Source organism: Comamonas avium (assembly GCF_014836675.1).
GTDB lineage: Bacteria > Pseudomonadota > Gammaproteobacteria > Burkholderiales > Burkholderiaceae_C > Comamonas > Comamonas avium.
In genome coordinates this window covers 524,725-548,297 of record NZ_JACSQK010000002.1, presented here as the reverse complement: position 1 = coordinate 548,297, position 23,573 = coordinate 524,725, and the positions used below count along the sequence as shown (strand labels likewise).

The following is a 23,573-nucleotide window of genomic DNA, read 5'->3' as shown; positions in this document are numbered from 1 at the left end:
ACGGAACCCAACGTGTTGCCGATTATTCAAACTTCCTGCTTTTCCGTTCCCCAGATAAAGCGCCCGTTTCCCCACTTATTTGCGCAGATGCTTTGTTTGCAATTGCCTACGATTGCGCCATCGATCACATAAAGAGATCAAGGAAACACATCATGGACCTTCGACTTCATAGCGCTACCTCACCGTTGACCACACTGTCCAGCGACATGGCCCAGCGGTTGACCAAACCTGTGCAAACCGCAGAAGCTGAAGGCCATGGTTTTAGCTCCGCACTTGAAAACGCGCTGCGCTCGGTGAGCACCGCGCAAAACCACTCCACCCATCTGCAAAAAGAAGTGCAGCTGGAAAACCCCTCGGTCAGCCTGGAAGAAACCATGGTTGCCATGCAAAAAGCACAAATCGGCTTTCAAGCCACCTTGCATGTCCGCAACCGCCTGGTTCAGGCTTATACCGACGTCATGAACATGCAGGTCTGAGCACCTGCTTGTGCATGTTGCTCGCCCCCCCGTGGCCAGCAACAGGCCCCAACGCTCACTCTGTAATTTATGGCCGCACCCTTCGGGTTGCGGTCTTTTTTTTGCCTGCATACGTGCGGACATCTCGCGCATAGCGTGGTTCAACACCTTCAAGATATAGATAAAGTGAGCTAGCAGCGCAATATATACAAGGACTTCAGCACTATTTAGCATTGAAATCATTGATACATAAGCGCTAACAGCTATGCAATTAAAACAGTCCTGCCTGCGCCAATAAAAAAGCCCATTCACCTTGCGGCAAATGGGCTTTCGCAAAACCTTGGAGGGTATCGCGATAACAACGTAATGACTCAGTGCAGCGCAGAGGTTGCAGGCATTTTGCCCATGTGCTCCAGCGTTGCCAGCCACGGTTCGGCCAGCACACGAATTTGTGCATCATTGCGCAAAATGCTCTGCATGATGCGTGTCTTTTCTTTGCGCTGCAGTGCCGTCAATTGCACCTCATGGGATTGCACGCGCAATTCACCAATCAGCACCGCACACGATCTTTCGCACTCCATCACAGAATCCCAGTTCTGTTGAATGGCAGCGGACAACATCTGAGCGCTCTTTGCCTCAATAGCCTTGTAGTAATCAAGCAATCTGTTCTCCTGCACAGCCACCACCTCACACGGTTTGATTCGCAGTGGGTCCAATTTCTTTCCAGCCTTGCGCCACGGGCTGCAAAAGCTTAATAACTTCTTCCACCAAAACCACATCATTGTGGGCATTGGCTTTCGTTAATTGGGCCACAGAATAGTCATAAAGCAGCCGCAAATTAGCAGCCAATTCACCGCCCTTTTCAAGGTCCAGGCCCAGCACCAGGCCCTCTTGCAAAATGCGCACAGATTTGTTGATATGGCGACCTTTTTCCTCCACATCACCGCGCTCCATCGCGCCGCGCGTGGCATTAAGGGACTGGAAAAGACCATCGAACAACATCTGGATCAACTGGTGCGGCGAAGCGTTCTCCACACCCGAATGCGCGCCCACCTGGCGGTAGGTATTGGCCTTGCTAAAACCTGGAGATGAAAACATGTTGATCCTTAACTCTTGTTCTATGACGCCTGGCCTGCCTGTCGCAGGGATCACACGCCCATTCAGAAAATTGGTCCGTCGAATACTCAAGCGTGTCCGACTTTGGTCCTTGCGACGTTACTTGGACTGGTTCCAGCTCGTCACCATCTGCGAGACGTAGGAATCCAACGCGTTGAGCGAAGACATCTTCACATCCAGCGCCGTGTACTGCTTGTACAGCCGCTCTTCCAGCGCCTGCGCACGATCATTCACCTTGGCTTGTTCTGCGCCATTGCTTTTGAGTGCTTTTTTCAACGCATCATCCTTGCCGTTGAGTGTGCCCTCATAGGCCAGCAGCTTGTCGGTGAAAGCCTTGAAGTTCACCGCAATGCCACCGTTTTGCCCCATGGAATCTGCTTTTTCCGCAAACAGCCCGCGCAGGTCGTCTACAGAAACAATTGCTTTATCCAGCTTGGTTTCATCCACCGACAACTTGCCGCCTTCCAGCATCTGAATACCGATGGAAGACAAGCTCTTGAACGCACCGCTGGTTCCAGACACACCCATGGTCAGCATACGCAGCGAGTTTTGCAAACTTACCGTGGCGCTATCACCTTGCAACACGCCGGCGCCCGTACTTTGCGCAGCCTCATCCACTTTGCCCGCCTCTGTGCGCAAGCCCTTGGTGGATTTGGACAACAGATCATTCAAGGCGTTGTAGGCATCTACAAACTCCTTGATGTTCTTCTTCATCGTCTCGGTGTCGGCCTTGACCGTCAGCGTCGCGGCATTCGCCGTCACTTCAGATGCAGTAAAGGACAAACCCGGAATGGTGTTGGCAAACGTATTGGAGCTCGACTCCACCACCACGCCATTCAACTCGACCTTGGCATTTTGTGCCGCCTGGGCCTGGTTTTGCCCCAGCTTGGTCAGTGAAGCATCAATATCGACACTGAACGCCTTATCTGTACCGCTTTCCTTGGAACGCATCATCAAGCGCTCTTTGCCGTCCACATCCGTGATCACGGAAGCCTGAATGCCCATGCCCGCCTCATTCACCTTGGCGGCGATCTGCGTCAGGGTGTCAGAGCTGGAAATATCAATTTCCTTGGTCGTCGTTCCCATGGTGAGCTTCATTTTTCCTGAGCTGCCCATGGATTCATCTTTGGCCAATGCTGCAGCACCTGCACCACCAATGACCGTGGTTTGCGACTGCGCCAGCTGGGTCACTTTGATGTTGTAAGTACCAGGCGTGGCAATTCCTGTCATCACCCCTGAGAGGGTGGAATTGCTGGAGCTGATATTCACCGTGTTCCAGGCACTGTCTCGCGCCAGCTTGGAAACGATATCGCCCAGCGTCGATGTCAGCGACTTGATCTCGCCGTAGGTCGAAATCTGGGTCTGAATTCCTTCGGCGCGCGTCTCCAGCTTTTTCAGTGGGGTTTTCTCGGCAGCCACCATTTTTTCAACGATCTCTGCAACATTAAGACCACTGCCGATACCCGCTGATGAAATTGCCATGGTGAAAACCTCCTGAATAAAGTGCGACGTTTTGCCTGAGGTGTCGCGTCACCCTGAGCAGACAGCTTGCACCGCCGCTTATTGTGACGCAAGCCGTTCAGACGCAAAAGCCCAAACAAAACCTGTAGCACCCGCCAATCCATCCGACTTACGAGCACAGCGCAACGCCCCTCGTCATGACTGATGTATCGACACGCCATGGCAAAACTTGAGATGTTTTGACAGCCCCACAGCTACCGCCAGTCAAGGCAAAAAAAGCATTATTTCACGCAGAAAAAAAAGCAGACAACTCAAGCGCTACCAAGATAGAAACCAAAAAAAAGACAGCCTTGTCTGCACAAGGCTGCCATTAAAAGCAAAACGTTCATTCGCTCCGTCCATCCAGCCCCCATGGGAGCCGAATGGACAGAAACCGTGATTAACGCAGCAGGCTCAGCACGTTCTGTGGCAACTGGTTGGCCTGGGCCACCATGGCCGTACCAGCTTGCTGCAGAATCTGCGAACGGCTCAGGTTGGCTGTTTCAGAAGCGAAGTCAGCATCAATGATGCGACCACGAGCGGCAGTGATGTTTTCGTTCTGGATGTCGATGTTCTCAACAGCCTTCTCGAAACGGGTCTGGATAGCACCCAGCTCGCCACGAGCGGAACTGACCGAGTCAATCGCTTTGTCAATACGCTGCAGCGCTTCCCATGCACCAGACTGGGTACCGATATCGAGCTTATCGATACCTACGCCACCAGCGTTGGTAGCCATGGCATTGGCCGCTACCAATTCAATTTCTGCACCGCCCGTCACCTGAGCCTTGACTTCAATGGCCGCCAGTTCACTCTCTTTATCAGCGGTAGCGCGGAAGTTGATTTCCATATCGCCAGAAGTCGCGTTCTTTTCCAGGAAAGCGGTCACACCAGTGTCTGCCGTCTTGGAGTTGATGGCTTCAACGACCTTACCCAAGGCCTGATCCGCCGTCATGTTGGCATCTTTCTTGACAGTCGCGGTGACTGCAGTGCCGTTAGAGCCCGTAATCGTGATGGTGGTGTCTGCAGCAGTCATGGCAGTCGTACCTGTGCCATACAAACCAGCAGCCGTATTACCCTTCACCAAATCGACGTCAACGGCATCAGCCTTGCCGTAGATGGAATTACCCAGCTTGTCCACACGCGTATCGCCCAATGCACCTACGGTAATGTTGTCACCCGCGTTCGCACCCACTTGGAACACGCCGCCAGTGAAGCTACCTTCCAGCAGCTTGGAGCCGTTGAACGTAGTGGTCTTGGCCACACGGTCCACTTCACCACGCAGTTGAGACAGCTCAGCCTGCAGAGCTTCACGGTCGCTCTTGCTGTTGGTTGCATTGCTCGACTGCACAGCCAGGTCACGCATGCGCTGCAGCATGTCGCCCACCTTGCCCAGCGCGCCTTCTGCCGTTTGTGCCAGCGAGATGCCATCGTTGGCATTGCGGGCAGCCACAGTCAGACCACGTGTCTGGGTGCTCATGCGCTCAGCAATTGCCAGGCCAGCCGCATCGTCCTTGGCGCTGTTAACACGCAGGCCCGAAGACAGACGCTGCATGGAAGTGCTCAGCGAACCGCCAGACAGCCCCAGGTTGCGTTGTGCATTGATGGACACAACATTGGTGTTGATGGTCATTGCCATTTGATTTCCCCTTTTAACTAACGCTCACTCTGTAATTGACGGTTCTGGCGATCCCCGCACAAGGAAAAACCCTGCATACAAAGCCTCCAGACCTTCTTTATCAGGCAGTTGACTACCCGTTCTTCAAGAGCCTTGCGCCGCACGTTCAGGTATTGCGCATGGCCCATGTTTGGTAAAGCGAACGTGTCTGGCAGAGAGGCCCTGACACGTTCGCTGTCTTGTTACTGGAGCAGGCTCAGCACTTGCTGAGGCAACTGGTTGGCCTGGGCCACCATGGCTGTACCGGCTTGCTGCAGGATTTGCGAGCGGCTCAGGTTGGCTGTTTCCGAAGCGAAGTCAGCATCGATGATGCGACCGCGTGCTGCAGTGATGTTTTCGTTCTGGATGTCGATGTTCTCGATCGACTTTTCAAAACGTGTCTGGATAGCGCCCAGCTGAGCACGTGCGGAGCTGACCTGGTCAATCGATTTGTCGATACGCTGCAAGGCTTCCCATGCGCCAGATTGGGTGCTGATGTCAATCCCATCAATACCTTTTTCCTGGCCCGCAGCAATATCGTCAATCGCTCCAGCAGCCACCAAAGTACCTCCACCAACACCGGTCACGTCTGCGCCACGGCTGTAAGTGATGGCAATGGTGTCAACTTCACCAGCCTTGTCAGCGGTAGCACGGAATTGAATCTGATTGACACCTGCGGCGTTCTTCTCGATGAACGCTGTTACGCCTGTGTCTGCAGTCTTGGAGTTGATCGCCTCGACAGCCTTACCCAAAGCCTGCTCGGCCGTCATATTGGCATCAGCCTTGATAGTCACCGTTTGGGCAACGGCACCTGCGCCTGCACCTGTGATGCTGATGGTCGTATCCGCAGCGGTCATGCTGGCGGTTGCACCAGTGCCGAACATGCCTGCTGCACCCGTCACATCCGTAGCGGCAATCTCGCCAGATCCATACACCGAAGTACCCAGCTTGTCAGCACGTACATCGCTCAATGCGCCGACAGTGATGTTGTCGCCGGCGTTGGCGCCCACCTGGAACACACCGCCGGTGAAGCTGCCTTCCAGCAGCTTGGAGCCGTTGAACGTAGTGGTCTTGGCAACACGGTCCACTTCACCACGCAGCTGAGACAGCTCAGCCTGCAGAGCTTCACGGTCGCTCTTGCTGTTGGTGGCGTTGCTCGACTGCACGGCCAGGTCACGCATGCGCTGCAGCATGTCACCCACCTTGCCCAGTGCGCCTTCAGCGGTCTGGGCCAGCGAGATGCCGTCGTTGGCATTGCGAGCAGCCACAGTCAGACCACGTGTCTGGGTATTCATGCGCTCAGCAATGGCCAGGCCAGCCGCATCGTCCTTGGCGCTGTTGACACGCAGGCCCGAAGACAGACGCTGCATGGAGGTGCTCAGCGTGCTACCGGACAGGCCCAGGTTGCGTTGTGCGTTGATCGAGACGACGTTGGTGTTGATGGTCATGGCCATGATGCGATTCCTTACGTGCTAACGGTGTTCAATGAATGATTGCTTGGTCTGCCGGAGCATGGCCTCAGGCCTCTATGTGCCTTAGTTGGCAGCGCTTCTTTGGTTAAGTGCTGCATGCCTGCTCCGTACAAGACTGTTATCGGATCACTATTTTTTTTCTTTAGCTTTTTTTTCATTACTCCCCAACTTCCCTCTGAGGAATGGCATCACCGCCAGTGATCACTGCATGCAAAGCCCCAAGAAAGTAGGTAAACCAAGCGCTTATTCACGGTATGTGGATGGCGTTGTCAAGGAAGAATCGTCCCCATCGCTAGCGTTGCCTGCTACGTATTCGTGCCTATGGTGCCTGTAGCGATGCAAAGCAACCCGCTTTTCCAAAGGAAACACAGCAATGGCCGCAACTATCAACACCAACATCGCCTCGATCAACGCGCAGCGTAACCTTGCGCTGTCGGGCCAGTCTCTCAACACGACCATGCAGCGCCTGTCGTCTGGCCTGCGCGTCAACAGCGCCAAGGACGATGCGGCTGGCCTGGCAATTGCTGAGCGCATGAATACCCAAGTCAAAGGCCTGACAGTGGCCTCGCGTAATGCCAACGACGGCATCTCGCTAGCGCAGACCGCCGAAGGCGCGCTGGGCAAGGTGGGGGACATGCTGCAGCGCATGCGTGAATTGGCTGTGCAGGCCGGTAACGCCACCAACAGCGCCAGCGACCGCAAGGCACTGCAGGCTGAAGTCAGCCAGCTCAGCGCTGAAATTGACCGGGTGGCCAAGCAAACCAACTTCAACGGCACCAAAATTTTGGACGGCAGCTTTGCTGGCGCCGTCTTTCAGGTCGGCGCTAATTCAGGTGACAACATCACGCTGGGCGCACTGGTAGATACACGCTCGTCACAGCTGTCATCGGTGTCGTATGCCAAAACCGAAGAAGCAAGCGTTGGAACAGCCACTCCGATCGCGGCAGGACAGCCTTTGGCGGATTTCACCGTACCGTCGGTAGGAGACATTGGCATTCAGATCACTTCTGGCGGCACCACGACCACCGTGTCCTTGGGCAAGCTGCCTGCCGCGGACAGCCCCCAACAGCGTTTGGGCCAAGTGGTAGAAGCCATCAATAAAAAGAGCGCTGATACAGGTGTCAGTGCGTATTTGACCAAGATTGAGGGCACCGAAAACTATAAAGTCGAGTTCATGTCTGAAAAGCTTGACGCCAATGGCGGCCCCGTACAAGTTCAGTTTGGCAGCATTACTGATCCAGCTGATCCCACAGGAACATTTGGCAGCCCCGGGGCAGACTTTACAGCCGCAATGACTGGCTTAGACACTGCGAACATTAACATCGCCGGTGGTACTGCTGGCGCAAGCTCAGTGATGGATGCGCGCGGCATTGAAGATGTGGATGTCAGCACCCAGTCGGGCGCATGGGTGGCGCTCAAGAAGATTGACAGCGCAGTTGACCAGGTCAACGGTGCGCGCGCCACACTGGGCGCAGTACAGGCCCGGTTTGAGAATACGGTGAACAACATCGACATTCAGGTAGAAAATCTCTCTGCCGCACGCGGTCGTATCATTGACGCCGATTTTGCGGCTGAAACTGCCAACCTGAGCCGCACACAGATTCTGCAGCAAGCTGGCACAGCGATGGTGGCGCAAGCCAACCAGATCCCGCAAAACGTGCTTCAGCTGCTGCAAGGCTAAGCCTAGCAGGCTCCATTTCTGAGCCAGGGCATAACCGCTTCAGCGTCTATCATTGGCGCCGAAGCGGTTTTTTTATTAACTTTTACACCCCGATTACCTATGACAACCCCCTCTATCGACCAATTCATTGACAACTTTCTGACCGCCGTGGATTTTCAAGAAGTTGTTGAAGTAACGCCAGAGACCAAACTCCAAAGTCTGCCCGAGTGGGATTCACTGGCGGCTTTGGGAGTGATCGTGATGTTTGACGTGGAATTTGGCAAAGCCATTACAGGCGACGACCTTAAAACTTGCACGACGGTGGCTGACCTGCACAAGCTGCTGGGCTAAGAATCCACACACTAAAGGACTGCCCATGGCGCTTTCCACTTTGCACAACGTACGCTTCGCAGGCATGGCGAGCTGCGTTCCACACCGCGTACTGGACAACATTCGCGACTGTCCACCTTCGCAACGCTCAGAGCGAGAGCGCTTGGTACGAAATATCGGCATTAAGACGCGGCGTATCTGCCCTGAATGGCAGACCTTTTCAGACTTGGCCTTGGTAGCTGCAGAAAAGTTACTGGAAGAGCTGCACTGGCATCGCGAGGAAATCGACGCGCTGATCGTCGTAACCCAGTCCCCCGATTACCTGATCCCCTCCACTGCCATCATTTTGCAAGACAGGCTGGGGCTGTCTCAATCAACCATTGCTTTTGACGTAAATCTTGGCTGCTCCGGCTACCCATTCGGCCTGCATCTGCTGGGCAGCATGATTTCTGCTGGCGGTGTGAAAAAAGCCCTGTTGCTAGTTGGTGACAAATGCGCCAACGTTAAGGACCCACTCTTTTCAGACGCTGGCACCGCCACAGCATTAGAGTTTGATCCTGACGCACCACCGATGTATTTCGACCTCAATAGTGATGGCCGCGGCAAAGGAGCGATCATGCTGCCAGCCGGCGGCCACCGCGAACCCTTTGGTGTACAGCACCTGATTCCAAAAAGGGACGAACACGGTGTAATGCACTGGCCTGCTGACCTAATTTTGGATGGCCCGGCTGTATTGAGTTTTTCTACCCAGCAAGTGCCACCTGCTGTGGAGCGATTACTGCAATACGCGCAAGTAGATAAGGCAGAAATCGACTATTTTCTTTTTCACCAAGCCAACCGGATGATCAACGAGACCATCCGCAAAAAGCTGGGGCTTAGTGCTGAGAAAGTGCCATCCACTTTGCCAGATCTAGGCAATACCAGCGGCGCATCGCTAGCGGTCACCATGACAGCGCGGCTGCATGAAACCCTCTCCACGCGCGGGCACAAGCTGCTGCTTTCTGGATTTGGTATTGGTCTTTCGTGGGGTTCCTGCATTCTTGATTTAGAAAATGCCGTCTTACCTCCCATGCTGGAAGCATGACGCAATGACGCCCACTTTCAATCCATTTTCTCTGGCGAGTCACCGCATATTGGTAACGGGCTCATCTTCAGGTCTGGGTAAAACCATTGCATTGACTTGTGCTCGCATGGGGGCAGAAATCATCTGCACTGGCCGCGATGCCCAGCGCCTGGCGCAGACACTGTCAGAATTAAAAGCAATCTCGCCACATGCACACCAAGCCATTGAGGCAGATCTGACAAAAGCCTCTGAACGCGATGAATTGGTCGCGCTTGTTGGGGCGGGAGGCACTATTAATGGCGTGGTTCACAGTGCAGGCATTTCACGCCTAAGCCCTGTACGCATGATGACTGAGCAGCACCTGCGTGAGGTTCAATCTATTAATGTAGATGCCCCCATGTTACTGACCCAGGCTCTGCTAAGGCGCAATTTAGTAGCTGCAGATGGTTCTATGGTGTTTATTGCCAGCATTGCCGCACACATTGGCGTCCCTGGTGTTGCCGCCTATTCGGGTACCAAGGCAGCGCTACTGGCCATGGTGCGCTGCTTGGCCATGGAGGTTATCAAACGCCGCATCCGTGCCAATTGTCTCTCCCCCGCACTGGTCGAAACCCCGCTACTGGAAGCCACCGCCACCATGATCGGCTCTTTGGAGCAAGAGCGTGCCAACTACCCGCTGGGCTTTGGTAAACCTGAGGACGTGGCAAATGCAGTGGTTTTTCTGCTGTCTAACGCCAGCCGCTGGATCACCGGAACAACACTGGTCATGGATGGAGGTCTGACCATTAGTTAATTCATCCACACAGCACATATAAAAATTCATGGACAACATTCTCATTATTGGTGCTGGTGGTTGGGGGAGAGAAGTTCTTGCTCAGATGCAAAATGACCCCTCCTTCAATATCTCGTGGACTATCAAGGGGTTTCTTGATAGCCGCAAAGACATTCTCCAAGCATATGACTGCAATATTTCAATCCTAGGAAACCCATTAACTTATGAACCGGAGTTAGGGGATGCATTTGTTTGCGCTCAAGGGAATCCAAAAGATCGAAAAGAATATTCACAACCACTTTTCTTGAAGAATGGTAAATTCTTTCCAATTCTTACCAGAAGTCATATCTCCCCACGCGTAAAAATTGGTCATGGGGTTTTTGTTGCGGAATACGCGCAAATAGGGCCGGATGTGATATTGGAAAATTTCTCCAATATTTCCAGCCAAACCATCCTAGGCCACGATGTGCAAGTCGGAGAATATGCACAGATTGGAGCCATGTCATTTATTGGTGGCGGAGCCAAAATAGGACGATTTGCGACCATACATCCTCATGCGACTATTCTTCCCGGTGTCCAGATAGGAGAGGAAGCTATCGTTGGAGCTGGTACTGTGGTTATTAAGGATGTCCCATCAAAAACAACTGTTTTCGGAAATCCTGCGCGAACCATATTCTCATCGTAATTCAGTCAGTTCCATGCAATCCATACTCAGCCATTTTCATTACACCGACCCCGGGATTCTTGAACAAGAGCGAAGCAAAATATTTCGTCAGCTTTGGCTTTTTGCTTGTCTGAGTAGTACTTTGGCCGCTCCCAATGCGTATGCCTCTCTCTCTTTGGCTGGGCAGCCTGTACTGATTCAAAATTGCAATGGAGAAATTAGAGCTTTTAAAAATCAATGCCCGCATCGCCTTGTGCCCTTGCAGGCTGAAGGATTTGGGCAATCTCCCATGCGGTGCCCTTATCACGGCTGGACATTCAATAATGATGGGTCGGTTAAAAGCATACCCCACGAATCTAATCTTTACAATTTTTCCTCAGAAGAAAGAGAAAAATTATGCATGAAACGTTATGCAGTAGAGATCGTGGGGAACATGATTTTCATCAATCTCAGTGAAAATCCATTACCGATCGAAAAGCAATTCACCCCAGAAATTCTCGACAAATTACGGGATATATCCACGCATTTCTCTGCACAAACAGCTCACATAACAGTTGAAGTTGACTACAACTGGAAGCTTCAATATGAGAATGTCTTAGATTACAACCATGTTCCGTACGTTCATCCCCAGTCATTTCTTCCTTTATTAACAAAAGACAATTCCTCGAATTTAACAAAAAAGAAAATCGAGCAGCCATCTATTCCATTTTTTCCCGATGTACCCAGCACGCTAAATGCTCAAAGCTACCACACCAGGGCAGCATTGAAAATCCCCCCTCAACCATGGCACTCTATGGTTGATCGCTATGGCGAAGGCGGGTTTTTCGAGAATTTCTTTCTTTTCCCCAATGTGAATTTCAATTGCGCAGAGGGCATGGTTTTCAAGATTGAACAATATGAACCCTTGACCCCAAGCCGTACAGCTGTTCGATTCACAATGGCGGTTGCAAAAGAAAAACAACGTATTCGTGCATTACCTGCAATTTTGAGTGGATGCATACGCAATGATGTCAATGTGCTTCATGAAGATCGAATGTATCTTGAACGCTTGCAAAAAGGCCTTCATGCGGGAAGCCCCAAAGTTCATCATGGGCAATATGAAAGATATCTTATATCTTTCGCACAGGTTTATGAAAAACTCTTGAAGGGAGAGCGTCCATGGTAATTACAGAAAAAATAAAAGAATCTGTTCACATCATAGGTTACGGCACTCTTTTTGATGAAATCGTCGCAGACAAAGCCGCTTATTCTATTTCTAGCGAGCTTATTTCTCACAGCATAGAAAGCATTGCTTCATTAACCGAAAATTCATCCGCTTCTATTTTTTCTAAAATTCCACAGAAGTCCCTTGTTTTCGTCGCACTTGATGAACATGCACTGAACTACATACGCTTGGAGCAGCTGTACATGCCTGCCAAGCTTGCTGGCCACAAGTTAATCAGTCTTATTCACTCCAATGCTTATGTTTCACCCAGCGCAAAGATTGGTGAAAACGTGCATATTGGCTCTCACTCCATCATCAGCAGCAAGTGCACGTTGGGAGCCAATGTATTAATTTCCTCTCAAGTACGCCTGGAAAATAGTGTGCAGATAGGTATGCATTGCTTCATCGGTGCTGGTAGTAGCGTTAGCTCTCAAACAAAGATTGGACGTCATTGTGTGATTGGAAGCAATGTACATATTGGTAAAGATTTGGAAATAGGCAATCACTGCATCATTGATCAACCAGGAACCATATGGAATAAGCCACTTCAGGATGGCGCTTTCTTGGAACCTGGTTTTCAGACTCCAGCCTTGATAGCTGGGATTGGCTACTCTTTCCGTACTTTTTAAAGTGCCTGTTAAATAAATATCAAATTTTCAGCATCAATAGCAACCCAGGAATATAAATGTCTACACCTGCAGAAGCCTCACATACTACTTACGAAGACCAATATTTTGAAACCATAAAAAAATTGGAAACAACCCCTAGCAGTCTTCTGCTTCGTAAAAAAGCTGCATATTTATCTCTATTTCTTGGAAAAATTGATGAGGCCTATCACTGGTCCGTCAGTTTGAATTTTTTTCACGACCCATCTTTACAAAAAATTCGCCAAAAAAGAATTGAATTATTTAAGAAAAATTTAACGCCAGATAATGATTACCGAGTCACGCAAGGAATTTTTTCATTAACTGAAAACAAAAATAATAAAAATCCTCATGAAGAAGAAGTTTGGAATAGCAATCCCCATCGTGAGGATTTAATTAAAAAAATTCTCTCCTGGAAGTCTGTTAATTTTTATAAATATAAAATTTTCTCTAAGACATCCATCAAGAAAATTAAAGAATCTATTGCACCATGTTCATACGAACCCGGCGCTGCAATGGATTATCCAGGCGATTACAAGAATTTCCCAAATATAATTATTGGATATTGGTATTACGCAGGATTCATCTATCATAAAGAAAAGACTATTCCTGTAATTTTCAGATTGCCAGAATATCCCAGCGACGATCAAGAAATAGATTTCTTCACCGAAGAAGACCTTTCGTTGGATATCCAAGGTGGTGAATCTATTATTTGCTATTTTTCCCAAAAGCCTGAAACACAAGATGCATGGCTGGAGTGCAAATTAAAAATCCATTCTATCTTCTCGCAGAATAATCAGCAGTTTGGATCCAAGTATGCTTTCTACCAGGGCCACGAAGCATGGGGTTTGCCTGGGCAGCGCCCCACACTAGAAAGAATCAAAGAATATTCGTTAGAAAAATGGATTCAACCTCATCACGACATTCTTGATATAGGCTGCAATATCGGCTGCTTTGGCATTGAGGTTTCTAAAATATCCGCTCAATATACTGGGTTCGACATTAATCCTGATTTGATCGAAATTGCTAACACCCTTGCTCTGAACAAAGAAATAAAGAACTGCAACTTCCTCACCACTGACTTTCACAGCTTCATCAAAAACAACGATAAAAAATACGATTTTATTTTCTCGTTCGCTGTTCATGGATGGATCGGATTGCCCATGAAGGGCTATGTTGAAATACTGCAAAACTTACTCAACCCCAATGGTTTTGTTTTGATAGAAAGCCACGATGTAACCAATGATGCCGAACTTCTTAAATTCTTCCGAAATATGCCAGCCTTCTTAGAAGCTAAATTTTCAATTATTCACCAGGGCATTCTTAAGGACGACAACAAAAGAAGACGTTCATTCTTTATTTTCCAATACAACAAAAACGAATAACAATCATAATCTCATAATTAATCGCGCCATATTGGCGCGATTTTTATAAATAACTTTAAAATGAATACAGAAATAAACCATCAGCATCACCAGATTTCTTTGGGTCAGCCACCTGCAGAAAAAATAAGTATTTCAAAATCAGACATGATGCGCTGTATTTATAGTTTTTTTGACAAGAAGCATATTGATCGAGTTTATTATTTTATTCAATGCTTAGATGATGATTCGAAAAAAAATCTCCCATCCTGGGTCACAGGAAATTTAGAAAATCTTTTAAAATACGAAAAGGAATATTTAAGAATTCACTTTAATCCCATACAGTTCCGGAAGCGATTAACTGAGATAAATCCAGATTTTTTATGGAAAAACACCATTAATTTAAATGGTGGCAATGCAGCCTTAGATATCTTGCTACATACAGCAACTCAACATGGGCAAGAAATAAAAATTATAGAAAGAATATACGCAGACAGAGTTAATATTCAAGAAATTGAAACTCTTCAAACGCTTATAAAAACTGAAAATCTTCAACTTAAATCAGCAAAATCCCTCGGTGTGCTTCAGAAGGGCGACTATTACTTCTGTTTTGATGAATATATAGAAAATGGACGCCACCCGGATTTAGAAGAATTCCAGGATACATGGCATAAAAAGTCAATCATCCATCTCTGGAACACGGCCTCCGCCAAATTCACTTCAATATTCAACGAAATCCCAATTGATAAAAAAAGAATAACACTATTACTTTCAGAAAAAAATAAAAATAATAACGCGTCTGTCAATAACTATATTGAGAATATATTTTCAATATCTCAGAAATCTCGCTCATTCATTTATCACAGCGACCTTCACAGATTTAATATCTTAATTCTGCCAAAAGATGATTTCCGAATTATCGATTGGGCTGGCTGGGCAATTGCTAAAGTTGGCATGGGCTACCCTGTCAAGAGAAGAACGAATACTATTGATTATTTTTCGAACGAGACAATATCCAAAATCGTACACTCATATTTCGTGGAAACAACTGGCGTAAGTTTGGAAGAATTTACTGCAAATTTTGTACTATTTAATGCACAGTATTCACTAGACATTGATCCAGAATTATCTTATCGATTTTTGAATTATTTTTCAGATGTGTTTTTCATGAAACAAAGTTCATAGAAAACTCTAAATCAAAGAAACTTATCAAATATCAATACCCAGGCACTTGTATCATGCTTCAAAAACTTAGCACATTTGATCTAATAAATTCAACCTATATCGCCCAAAGTATTTACACACTCATAAAAATAGACATATTTGATAAGCTGATTGCCGGAAAATCCTCATCCCAGAACCTTGCCAACTCATGCAGCATCAATGCTGCAAAGTTGCAAATATTATTAGATTTGGCAGTTTCAATGGATTTCCTTGGTCAAAAGGATAATTGTTACTTCCTAAGAAAGAAGGGGATGAATCTAACACGAGCGGTCAATTCATGGGAACGTGACTATTTCACTATTTGGGCTGAGGGATTGCAATCTGCGGCAGCGCAAACTCCAGCATGGTTAACACAGGACATGAATGCCTATGAGGCGGCGAATGGAGCCACTATCTGGGAGCACTACCGCACCAATCGCGCGCTAGGCAAATCATTTGAAAAATTTCAGGATCGAATTTCTCACTTAGCACATCTTCCTGAATTGACGAAAATCATTCAATTGCATGCAGGCGAACGATTTTTGGATATTGCAGGGGGCAAAGGTGCATTGGCCTTTCAACTGGCTATACAAAACCCTCAAGCGGTGGGTGCAGTGCTTGATCAGCCCCATATGGAACCTATATTCCAAGAACATGCACTAGAAGTCGCAGAGCAAGCTGGGGTGCCGCAAGTAACATTTATTGTTGGCAACATGCTCAAGCACATTCCCACAGGATTCAACACCTATTTGATTAAGCATACTTTGCATGACTGGGACGATGAATCAGTTTGCACTGTCCTCATGAATATTGCTCAGGCAATGGATTCATCTTCCCGGCTACTCATCATTGAAGGCGTCAAACAACCTCAGCACAAGGACAATGTGCTCATGCAGGCCCGTGCTTATGAACAAGCCATCTGGACTTGCGGAAAATTGAGAACGCTTTCCGATTTCGAAAATTTACTTCAACGTTCTGGATTGAAAATACGAGATATGCAAGAAACCAATGTATTTGATCTCAGCATTCTGGAATGCATAAAACAGTAAATTAATCCTGTGCTTTTACTGCATCAGTTATTACATCGATTATTCGCTGACACTGATTTTGGCTCATGCCAGTAAAGAAAGGCAATCCTAATACGGTCTGTGTCAGTGCTTCAGCATTTGGCACTGCCAACGACAAGCACCGATGCTGTAATGCATCCATGTGATGCAGCAGGGGCTGGTACCAGCGGCGCGTCATGACATTGCCTCTTTGGCATGCTTGCTCTAATGCATGGCGTGCAGCCATATTAGGCAACTTGGCGCATAGCAACGTAGGTGCTTTTAACGGTCCTCCGGAGCCCTCCGCCTGCCAAGACAAGGTGTGATCACTGATTAGGTTTATTTTTCTTATTAAATCACCCTGTAACTCACGTCGTTTGCTGGCATAAATTTCCCATTTTTTCAAAGAAGCCAAGCCAACAGCTGCGTGGTATTCGCTCATTTTGGCATTAGTTCCAGGAGCGACTAGAAAACCGGAAGGCACAGAAGCAGAAGAATTAAGATTGATACCAAAATTGGAAAGCTGGCGTACCTTATTAGCTAGATTTGGACGAGTGGAGATAACCAATCCTCCTTCACCCGATGGCAAGCTTTTCGTGGTGTGCAAACTGAAAACCAAGGTTCCTTCTGCATTTTGCAGCGATTGGCTGCCATATGCCGCTGCTGCATCTATGACGACCGGCAAACCTGTATCTCGTTCAAATTCTTGCCATGCCTGCATGTCATGCGGCATGCCAAACGTGGCTACAGGCAATACAGCATCTATGCGCATGCGCTCGCAAGCAGCACGCGCAATTTCAGGTGTGAGCATCCATGTGCTCGCATCCACGTCCGCAAGCACCGGTTGATGCCCAGCTCGGATCACTGCCGTGGCCGTAGCAACAAAGGTAAAAGCAGGCAGTAATATGCGGGAGCCCGAAGACAGATCGAGCGCTTGCAATACCAATTCCAAGGCAAGCGTTGCATTTGCAACGGTGACAAGCTGCTCTTTCGGCACATCGAACTGCACAGAAAACTCTGTTTCCAGCTCCTGGACCAAGGGACCAAAGTTCGAATATTGCCGAGCTTTGTGCATGCGCTCAAGCCAGGGCAGCAGCTCCTGCGGAGACGGCATATCCGGAACCAAAAGAGGTATCCAGGTCGACTCTTTTCGCTCACTCATGACATCGTTTCCGTGTCAGCAAGCAATGAGCTCAAAGCAGTCTCGGTACTTAGCGCTTTGCGGTGACCATGTAAATAGTTCAGCCACATAAGCCGATAAGCCTTCTCCAGCTCCTTCGTGCGGGAACCATAGTCCATCAATACAGATTTTTTAAGGCAAGTGCGCGACTGCGCCCTTATTTGCACCAGACGCTGTGGCGAATTCATTAAGCTCAGCGCCGCATCGATGTAGCTCTGCGCATCTTTGGCGACTTCGCCCAGAGGGGCAAGCTTTCCGCGCAACATGCGTGCCGTGGATGCATCTACAGCGCGCACAGCATCCATGGCAACAATAGGCAGGCCCATCCACAAAGTATGCAAAGAAGTCGTGCCTCCGGATATGGGCGAAGTGTCCAGTGCAACATCGGCAATGTGACCCAGCTCCATAAAGTTTCTCAACGGTTGCTGCTGCAGCACTGACACGCGCTCCAATGGCATACCCGCTGCTTGCACGCGCGGCTGCATATGCGCCTGGGCTGCGTCCGCGTTTTCTTCTTTGACCACAATAATGAGACGAGCGTCGGGGCGTGCCTGCAATATCCGAGCCCATATCCGCAGCGTCGCATCGGTAATTTTGGCAGAGTTGTTGAGCGACACCAGGGTGGGATAGCCGTTGCGCAGCATGGGAGGCTCTGCAGATAGCGGCGCATACGCAGGCGGCACATAGCTAGACATGCAAAATAAGTAAAACAACGCTTCTGAGTAATAACCACCATGGCCTGGAGGTGCTACGCCAGCATCCACCAGCCGGTAGTCCATTGCTTTCATGCCCAGTGTCTGCATATAACCCAGCCAGGTCACTTGCACGGGCGCTGCGCGCCGGGCAAATACACCCAGGCGATGGCCATGGGTAAAGCCGGACAAGTCCACCAGTACGTCGATGCCGTCCTGCCGGATTTTTTCGCAGACCGTTTCATCACTGTCAGCCTGTATCTCATGCCAGTGCGGCACCAGGGCGCGCATTTGCGTGGTGACTTGATCCGAGGGGCCGTTGGAATAAACATGCACCTCCACATCATTGGGGTTGTGATGCTCGAGCACCGGCTGCATGAAAAATGCCACGGAGTGCTCTCGAAAGTCTGCCGTCACATAGCCAACTTTGAGTCTCTTTCGCGGATTGCGGTCTGCCACTTTCAAGGGTTTGGCATTGCGCGTGAGCGGATCGGCAAAGCGTTTGCCCCAGTCTCGGGCCATTTGCAGTGCTTTCATCGGGTCGCGGCTGGTGTGCGCATGCAGGTAGGCGCGCAGCATCCAGTCGCCACTCTCCGATGACTTCTTCACGACTTTATCAATCAGATCACATGCCTGTTGCTGCTGCCCCATGCTGAACAACGCCAAAGCCCGCAAGCGATTGGCCGCATGCAATTGCGGGTTCAAGGCAATGGCAGTTTCCAGTGCGGCAATGGCATCGGTCCAGTGCGCCATGCGTGTGTAGACGTGCCCAATCAGAAGCCACAACTGAGCATCAGCCACGTGCTCCTTGGCCAGCAGCATCAACTGCGTCAGTGCTTCCAGAAATTGATGCTGGGGCACTAGCGTGGTGTTGATTCGATGCAACTCCTGCTCCAGCGTCACTGGGGCAGCAGAAAAAATGGGGGCGCTCATACACAGTACTCAAGAAAATGGGGTGATCTGCCGATAGACATATATCTCCAGCCTATCCGAGCTTGACTCCCTCAGGCCCAACCCAAACCAAAAAAGAAACGCTGGCTTTTGTGCCAGTTCCGTCTTTTGATTGGCATTCAGTCTGACAGAATCACCACCATGCTTGTCCTTATTGGTTACATCATCGCCTTCGGCTGCGTCTTCGGTGTTTACGCTCTTCATGGCGGAAACATGGGCGTACTGGGCAAAGCCCTCCCATTCGAAATGGCCACCATTGGCGGCGCAGCGATTGGCGCCTTCATTGTGAGCAACCAGCCCAAGGTGCTCAAAGCCACGATGGCGTCGATTCCTTCAGCGCTCAAGGGATCCAAATTTACCAAAGCACGCTTCATGAGCTTGCTGGCCTTGCTCTATGACTTGCTGCAAAAAGCCCGAAAAGAAGGGTTGATGGCCATTGAAATGGACGTGGAAGAGCCTGAAAACTCTGAAATCTTTCAAAAATATCCAGACCTGATGGCCGATCACCATCTGGTCGAATTCATTACCGACTATCTGCGCATGATGGTGTCGGGCAATCTGAATTCACATGAGATCGAGTCCTTGATGGACAACGAAATTGAAGCCCACCACCAGGAAGGTCATCGCGTTGTCGTGGCGCTGCAGCGCCTTGCCGGTGCGCTGCCGGCCTTCGGTATTGTGGCTGCGGTGCTGGGTGTGGTGAACACCATGGGCTCGGTTGGCCAGCCCCCTTCTGTGCTGGGCGGCATGATTGCCTCTGCACTGGTGGGTACATTTTTGGGGATCTTGCTGGCCTATGCGCTGGTCGAGCCTTTGGCAGGGCTGGTTGAACAGCGCCAGCAGGACGGTCACAAAGAGTTCGAGTGCATCAAGTGCACCCTGATTGCCAGCATGCAAGGCTACAACCCGCCCACCGCCATTGAGTTTGGCCGCAAGGTTCTTTACTCAACCGAACGTCCCGGCTTTCTGGAGCTGGAAGAGCACGTCAAGAGGAAGTAAGCGATGCCGCCCCCAAACGCCCCCGGCGGTGCTCAGTCCGGTGCAGCTAATGAAAAGAAGCTGCAGCCCATCATCATCAAGCGCATCAAGAAGGGTGACCACGGCCACCATGGCGGTGCGTGGAAGATTGCCTATGCCGACTTCATGACGGCGATGATGGCGTTCTTTTTGCTGATGTGGCTGCTGGGCTCCACTTCCAAAGGTGATCTGCAAGGCATTGCCGCTTATTTCAACTCACCACTTAAAGTGGCGATGAACGGGGGTGATGGCTCGGGCAATAGCTCCAGCATCATTCCTGGCGGTGGTACTGATTTGGCGAAGGTGCATGGCCAGGTCAAACGCTCCGAGGCGGATGAAAACGACCAGAACCGCAAAAACATGCGCCAGCAGCGTGCACAGCAGGATGCCCAGCGCATCAAGGCATTGCGCGCCAAGATTGACGCGATGATCTCCAGCAATGCCACGCTAAACGAATACCGGTCACAAATCCGCATGGACGTGACCCCCGATGGCTTGCAAATCCAGATTGTGGATGAACAAAATCGCCCCATGTTTGACATCGGCAGCGCCATCGTCAAGCCCTATATGCGAGATATATTGCGCGAAGTTGGCTCTGCGCTCGGTGGGGTGGAAAACCGCATCAGCCTGGCTGGCCACACCGATGCAGCGCCGTACGGCTCGGGTGACAAAGGCTATAGCAACTGGGAGCTGTCCACAGACCGCTCCAACGCTTCGCGCCGCGAGCTGGTCTCGGCCGGTATGCCCAATGACAAGCTGGCGCGCGTAGTAGGTTTGGCGGCCAGCGATTTGCTCTACCCTGACGAACCACGCGCCGCACAAAACAGGCGTATCACTATTACCGTGCTCACGCACGAGGCAGAAGAGCGTTTGCTAGGCAAGCAAACCCCATCTGTCTACCAAGACAGCAAATTGAATACGGAAAAGCAGGAGAATCACCCTCCAGCATCGCAAACTCCGTGACAATTTGTGAAATCGGACGAAACCCGTGCTTTGCACAGGCTTCATTCAGTGCATATTTGACCGAAAGGGTCCCCCGTGGCTAACAATGCCCTTCGCTTTTTGATCGTTGACGACTTCTCCACCATGCGCCGTATCGTGCGTAATTTGTTGAAAGAAAGCGGTTACACCGAGGCCGATGAGGCTGAAGACGGTGTCGTTGCGCTGCACAAGCTGCGCAACAGCAAGTTCGACTTTGTCGTTACTGACATCAATATGCCGAACATGAATGGTTTTCAGCTGCTGACGGAAATCAAGTCAGATGAAAAGCTCAAACACCTGCCCGTCCTGATGGTGACCGCCGAAGCCCGCAAGGAAGACATCGTCGCTGCGGCCCAAGGTGGTGCTGCCGGCTACATCGTCAAGCCTTTTACCAAGGCAACGCTGGAAGAAAAGGTCAACCTGATCTTGAAGAAGGTTGGGTTGGGCTAAGTTCATGGACCAAGCAACGCCCCCCAGCGATACATTACCTGCGGGCTTTGACCAGGGCAATGTACACACTCAGATTGGTCTGCTGACGCGTCAGTTGCATGATGCGCTGCGTGAGCTTGGCTATGCGGAGCGCTTGCGCGGTTCAGCACAAGAGTTGCCGGATGCACAAAACAGACTGTCCTATATCGCGCGCCTGACCGGAGAAGCGGCCGAGAAGGTGCTGACGCTGGTGGATGACGCCAAGGACCGACAGACCGACATCGTGGCGCAGACCAAGAAGATGCGCCAGTCGATGATTGCTGACCCGGTGGCCGCGGTGGCCAAGGGGCACATCATGAATTACCTGGAAGACATGGAAAAATCCACGGAAATCGTGGACAACCAGTTAACCGACATCATGATGGCCCAGGACTTTCATGATCTGACCGGGCAGGTCATTGCCAAGGTGGTGACGCTGGCAGCTTCCATTGAGTCACAGCTAGTCACGCTGCTGGTGCAGACAGCACCTCAGGCACCTGAACCTGCCAGCGCAGCAGTGGCCCCTTCTGTGGTGGCGGCCGCTGCGGTGGTTGCTGCCGACGAGGCAGACGATCTGTGGGCCGCTGCATTGGCCGAGTCTTCCGAGCCAGCAGCCCCGCCTACGGCACAGCCCGTGCATCCCAAGCTGGAAGGCCCCGTGGTCAACCCAGACGCGGAAGATGTGGTGACCTCTCAATCCCAAGTGGATGATTTGCTGGCCAGCCTGGGTTTTTAAAAACAAGAGCTACCAACGCTTATCTAATGGACGTTTCACATACTTTTAGCTTGCAAAGATCCATTTCATAAGCGCTGATAGCTCGTTTTAATGTAGCAATTTACTGCCGCCTAACAGATTGCACGGCACCCGCCACCGCTGCGGGCGCTGAAATAGCACCCCCTGTGGCTCGCTTTTCCCGCTTTAGCGATTTGACCGCTTGCGGACAATGGCATGAGACCTTTCCCTCATGCCGTCATGGAATCGAGCCAAGATAAATCCCTCCCAGCCACAGGCCGGAAACTGCAGAAAACCCGCGATGACGGGCAGACTTCGCGTTCCCGCGACCTCGGCCACCTGGCGGTGCTGGGCGTGGGCTCGCTGCTGGTCATGATGGGCGGCCCGACCCTGATGCACCACCTGCGCATTGCCATCAGCAAGCAACTGTCTTTTGATGCCAGCACCGTGCTGGTGCCTCAATTGATGGTGGAGCGCCTGCTGGAGATGGCCATGGTGGGCGTGATGGGCTGCGTGATTTTTGCTACGGTCATCAACGTGGCATCCATCATTGCCACACTGGCGTCGGGCGGCTGGATTTACAGCTTCAAGCCCATCATGCCGAAGTTCAGCCGCATCAATCCGATTGCAGGCCTTGGCAACGTATTTTCCAAACAGCAGATGGTCACAGCCCTAAAAAATGTGGTGCTGACCCTGATTTTGGCCACCGTCGGCTGGTTCCATATCAAAACCGGTATTGTCGATCTGTCCAGCCTGCCTGCCCTGGGTGGGGCGGCCGCGCTGGCCAAGGTGGGTGACTGGATTGTCAGCGGCATGATCATGCTGCTGGTGGTGGTGTTTGTGGTGGCGGTCATCGATGTACCGCTGCAAAAGGTGCTGTTCTTGCAACGCCTGAAGATGAGCCACCAGGAAGTCAAGCAAGAACACAAAGAGTCCGAGGGCAGCCCCGAGCTCAAAGGCAAGATTCGCCAGAAACAGCGCGAAATCGCCCAGCGCGCCAGCGTATCGGCCGTGCCCCGCGCTGACTTTGTGGTGACCAACCCCACGCACTACTCGGTGGCTCTGTGCTACGACGAAAAGACCATGTCCGCCCCGCAAGTGATTGCCATGGGTGCAGATCTGGTGGCGCTGAAGATTCGAGAAGTGGCCAAGGCCCACGACATTCCTGTACTGGAGTCGCCCATGCTGGCCCGTGCGCTGTATGCACATGCCGAAATTGATCAGTCCATTCCGTCCACGCTGTACACCGCCGTGGCACAGGTCTTGGCCTATGTTTACCGCCTCCAGGCCGCCATGCGCGGCGAGGCTCCTGCACCGGGCGAGCTGACGCAACCCCACGTGCCCCCAGAACTTGATCCGCACACCAAGCGTGCTGCGGCAGCGAAGCCTTAAGCGATAGAAAGCACT

The 23,573-nt window shown here is 50.7% G+C and carries 23 protein-coding genes; 16 read left to right on the top strand and 7 right to left on the bottom strand.

Annotation, left to right across the window (positions count from 1 at the left end; all coding sequences use genetic code 11):
- The first annotated feature begins 152 nt into the window (after positions 1-152).
- Complete coding sequence (gene fliE, locus H9646_RS05165) at positions 153-476, top strand: flagellar hook-basal body complex protein FliE (RefSeq protein WP_191722251.1); 324 nt, start codon at positions 153-155, stop codon at positions 474-476.
- Positions 477-826: 350 nt separating this feature from the next.
- On the opposite strand, the gene H9646_RS18365 is transcribed toward fliE, so the two are convergent.
- The 5 genes from H9646_RS18365 to H9646_RS05140 form a co-directional block, all read right to left on the bottom strand.
- Positions 827-1,075 carry a flagellar protein FliT gene (locus H9646_RS18365; protein WP_225213982.1) on the bottom strand — a complete coding sequence of 83 codons (249 nt, stop codon included), beginning with the start codon at positions 1,073-1,075 and terminating at the stop codon, positions 827-829.
- 67 nt (positions 1,076-1,142) lie between these two features.
- Positions 1,143-1,607: a flagellar export chaperone FliS gene (gene fliS, locus H9646_RS05155; RefSeq protein WP_404813081.1), complete on the bottom strand. Its 465-nt coding sequence runs from the start codon at positions 1,605-1,607 to the stop codon at positions 1,143-1,145.
- Between the two features lie 63 nt (positions 1,608-1,670).
- A complete protein-coding gene (gene fliD, locus H9646_RS05150; protein ID WP_191722250.1) occupies positions 1,671-3,053 on the bottom strand; it encodes a flagellar filament capping protein FliD in 1,383 nt (460 codons plus the stop codon).
- 418 nt (positions 3,054-3,471) lie between these two features.
- Positions 3,472-4,707, bottom strand: coding sequence for a flagellin (locus H9646_RS05145; protein ID WP_191722249.1), 1,236 nt, complete (start codon positions 4,705-4,707; stop codon positions 3,472-3,474).
- A gap of 221 nt (positions 4,708-4,928) precedes the next feature.
- Entirely contained in the window at positions 4,929-6,179 is a 1,251-nt protein-coding gene (locus H9646_RS05140) for a flagellin (protein WP_191722248.1), read from the bottom strand.
- Positions 6,180-6,570: 391 nt separating this feature from the next.
- On the opposite strand from H9646_RS05140, the gene H9646_RS05135 reads away from it, so the two are divergent.
- From H9646_RS05135 to H9646_RS05090, 10 genes are all read left to right on the top strand, one after another.
- Positions 6,571-7,878 (top strand): flagellin, encoded by a 1,308-nt coding sequence (locus H9646_RS05135; protein ID WP_191722247.1) that lies wholly within the window; start codon positions 6,571-6,573, stop codon positions 7,876-7,878.
- A 99-nt stretch (positions 7,879-7,977) separates the two neighbouring features.
- Positions 7,978-8,208: an acyl carrier protein gene (locus tag H9646_RS05130; protein WP_191722246.1), complete on the top strand. Its 231-nt coding sequence runs from the start codon at positions 7,978-7,980 to the stop codon at positions 8,206-8,208.
- A gap of 25 nt (positions 8,209-8,233) precedes the next feature.
- Positions 8,234-9,271 carry a ketoacyl-ACP synthase III gene (locus H9646_RS05125; protein WP_191722245.1) on the top strand — a complete coding sequence of 346 codons (1,038 nt, stop codon included), beginning with the start codon at positions 8,234-8,236 and terminating at the stop codon, positions 9,269-9,271.
- Between the two features lie 4 nt (positions 9,272-9,275).
- Positions 9,276-10,043 carry an SDR family NAD(P)-dependent oxidoreductase gene (locus H9646_RS05120; RefSeq protein WP_191722244.1) on the top strand — a complete coding sequence of 256 codons (768 nt, stop codon included), beginning with the start codon at positions 9,276-9,278 and terminating at the stop codon, positions 10,041-10,043.
- 28 nt (positions 10,044-10,071) lie between these two features.
- Entirely contained in the window at positions 10,072-10,707 is a 636-nt protein-coding gene (locus tag H9646_RS05115; protein WP_191722243.1) for an acetyltransferase, read from the top strand.
- A 13-nt stretch (positions 10,708-10,720) separates the two neighbouring features.
- Entirely contained in the window at positions 10,721-11,851 is a 1,131-nt protein-coding gene (locus tag H9646_RS05110; RefSeq protein WP_191722242.1) for an aromatic ring-hydroxylating oxygenase subunit alpha, read from the top strand.
- Positions 11,845-12,519, top strand: a complete 675-nt coding sequence (locus H9646_RS05105; protein ID WP_191722241.1) for a DapH/DapD/GlmU-related protein — start codon at positions 11,845-11,847, stop codon at positions 12,517-12,519. Before H9646_RS05110 ends, H9646_RS05105 begins: the two co-directional genes overlap by 7 nt.
- Before the next feature lie 56 nt (positions 12,520-12,575).
- The gene (locus H9646_RS05100; RefSeq protein ID WP_191722240.1) at positions 12,576-13,919 is read left to right on the top strand and encodes a class I SAM-dependent methyltransferase; all 1,344 of its coding nucleotides are present in this window, start codon (positions 12,576-12,578) and stop codon (positions 13,917-13,919) included.
- Between the two features lie 60 nt (positions 13,920-13,979).
- Positions 13,980-15,080, top strand: a complete 1,101-nt coding sequence (locus tag H9646_RS05095) for an RIO2 family protein (RefSeq protein WP_191722239.1) — start codon at positions 13,980-13,982, stop codon at positions 15,078-15,080.
- Positions 15,081-15,133: 53 nt separating this feature from the next.
- The gene (locus H9646_RS05090) at positions 15,134-16,147 is read left to right on the top strand and encodes a methyltransferase (protein ID WP_191722238.1); all 1,014 of its coding nucleotides are present in this window, start codon (positions 15,134-15,136) and stop codon (positions 16,145-16,147) included.
- 1 nt (position 16,148) lies between these two features.
- Here H9646_RS05090 and H9646_RS05085 read toward each other — a convergent pair whose 3' ends face one another.
- Positions 16,149-17,306 (bottom strand): DegT/DnrJ/EryC1/StrS family aminotransferase, encoded by a 1,158-nt coding sequence (locus tag H9646_RS05085; RefSeq protein ID WP_191722237.1) that lies wholly within the window; start codon positions 17,304-17,306, stop codon positions 16,149-16,151.
- Positions 17,303-18,949: an O-linked N-acetylglucosamine transferase, SPINDLY family protein gene (locus H9646_RS05080; RefSeq protein ID WP_191722236.1), complete on the bottom strand. Its 1,647-nt coding sequence runs from the start codon at positions 18,947-18,949 to the stop codon at positions 17,303-17,305. Before H9646_RS05080 ends, H9646_RS05085 begins: the two co-directional genes overlap by 4 nt.
- Before the next feature lie 159 nt (positions 18,950-19,108).
- Between H9646_RS05080 and motA the strand changes: the two genes are divergently transcribed.
- From motA to H9646_RS05055, 5 genes are all read left to right on the top strand, one after another.
- Positions 19,109-19,966, top strand: coding sequence for a flagellar motor stator protein MotA (gene motA, locus H9646_RS05075; RefSeq protein ID WP_191722235.1), 858 nt, complete (start codon positions 19,109-19,111; stop codon positions 19,964-19,966).
- Positions 19,967-19,969: 3 nt separating this feature from the next.
- On the top strand, positions 19,970-20,947 hold the full coding sequence (gene motB, locus H9646_RS05070; protein WP_191722234.1) for a flagellar motor protein MotB: 978 nt from the start codon (positions 19,970-19,972) through the stop codon (positions 20,945-20,947).
- A 75-nt stretch (positions 20,948-21,022) separates the two neighbouring features.
- Positions 21,023-21,415, top strand: a complete 393-nt coding sequence (gene cheY / locus H9646_RS05065; RefSeq protein ID WP_287914643.1) for a chemotaxis response regulator CheY — start codon at positions 21,023-21,025, stop codon at positions 21,413-21,415.
- A 4-nt stretch (positions 21,416-21,419) separates the two neighbouring features.
- Positions 21,420-22,169 carry a protein phosphatase CheZ gene (locus tag H9646_RS05060; protein WP_191722233.1) on the top strand — a complete coding sequence of 250 codons (750 nt, stop codon included), beginning with the start codon at positions 21,420-21,422 and terminating at the stop codon, positions 22,167-22,169.
- A gap of 237 nt (positions 22,170-22,406) precedes the next feature.
- Complete coding sequence (locus H9646_RS05055) at positions 22,407-23,558, top strand: EscU/YscU/HrcU family type III secretion system export apparatus switch protein (protein WP_191722306.1); 1,152 nt, start codon at positions 22,407-22,409, stop codon at positions 23,556-23,558.
- Positions 23,559-23,573: the final 15 nt, after the last annotated feature.

Excerpts from the sequence above, each read along its gene's own strand:
- fliE (WP_191722251.1), top strand. The coding sequence starts at position 153 with ATGGACCTTCGACTTCATAGCGCTACCTCACCGTTGACCACACTGTCC.
- H9646_RS18365 (WP_225213982.1), bottom strand. The coding sequence starts at position 1,075 with ATGTTGTCCGCTGCCATTCAACAGAACTGGGATTCTGTGATGGAGTGC.
- fliD (WP_191722250.1), bottom strand. The coding sequence starts at position 3,053 with ATGGCAATTTCATCAGCGGGTATCGGCAGTGGTCTTAATGTTGCAGAG.
- H9646_RS05145 (WP_191722249.1), bottom strand. The coding sequence starts at position 4,707 with ATGGCAATGACCATCAACACCAATGTTGTGTCCATCAATGCACAACGC.
- H9646_RS05140 (WP_191722248.1), bottom strand. The coding sequence starts at position 6,179 with ATGGCCATGACCATCAACACCAACGTCGTCTCGATCAACGCACAACGC.
- H9646_RS05135 (WP_191722247.1), top strand. The coding sequence starts at position 6,571 with ATGGCCGCAACTATCAACACCAACATCGCCTCGATCAACGCGCAGCGT.
- H9646_RS05130 (WP_191722246.1), top strand. The coding sequence starts at position 7,978 with ATGACAACCCCCTCTATCGACCAATTCATTGACAACTTTCTGACCGCC.
- H9646_RS05125 (WP_191722245.1), top strand. The coding sequence starts at position 8,234 with ATGGCGCTTTCCACTTTGCACAACGTACGCTTCGCAGGCATGGCGAGC.
- H9646_RS05120 (WP_191722244.1), top strand. The coding sequence starts at position 9,276 with ATGACGCCCACTTTCAATCCATTTTCTCTGGCGAGTCACCGCATATTG.
- H9646_RS05115 (WP_191722243.1), top strand. The coding sequence starts at position 10,072 with ATGGACAACATTCTCATTATTGGTGCTGGTGGTTGGGGGAGAGAAGTT.
- H9646_RS05110 (WP_191722242.1), top strand. The coding sequence starts at position 10,721 with ATGCAATCCATACTCAGCCATTTTCATTACACCGACCCCGGGATTCTT.
- H9646_RS05105 (WP_191722241.1), top strand. The coding sequence starts at position 11,845 with ATGGTAATTACAGAAAAAATAAAAGAATCTGTTCACATCATAGGTTAC.
- H9646_RS05100 (WP_191722240.1), top strand. The coding sequence starts at position 12,576 with ATGTCTACACCTGCAGAAGCCTCACATACTACTTACGAAGACCAATAT.
- H9646_RS05095 (WP_191722239.1), top strand. The coding sequence starts at position 13,980 with ATGAATACAGAAATAAACCATCAGCATCACCAGATTTCTTTGGGTCAG.
- H9646_RS05090 (WP_191722238.1), top strand. The coding sequence starts at position 15,134 with ATGCTTCAAAAACTTAGCACATTTGATCTAATAAATTCAACCTATATC.
- H9646_RS05085 (WP_191722237.1), bottom strand. The coding sequence starts at position 17,306 with ATGAGTGAGCGAAAAGAGTCGACCTGGATACCTCTTTTGGTTCCGGAT.
- H9646_RS05080 (WP_191722236.1), bottom strand. The coding sequence starts at position 18,949 with ATGAGCGCCCCCATTTTTTCTGCTGCCCCAGTGACGCTGGAGCAGGAG.
- motA (WP_191722235.1), top strand. The coding sequence starts at position 19,109 with ATGCTTGTCCTTATTGGTTACATCATCGCCTTCGGCTGCGTCTTCGGT.
- motB (WP_191722234.1), top strand. The coding sequence starts at position 19,970 with ATGCCGCCCCCAAACGCCCCCGGCGGTGCTCAGTCCGGTGCAGCTAAT.
- H9646_RS05060 (WP_191722233.1), top strand. The coding sequence starts at position 21,420 with ATGGACCAAGCAACGCCCCCCAGCGATACATTACCTGCGGGCTTTGAC.
- H9646_RS05055 (WP_191722306.1), top strand. The coding sequence starts at position 22,407 with ATGGAATCGAGCCAAGATAAATCCCTCCCAGCCACAGGCCGGAAACTG.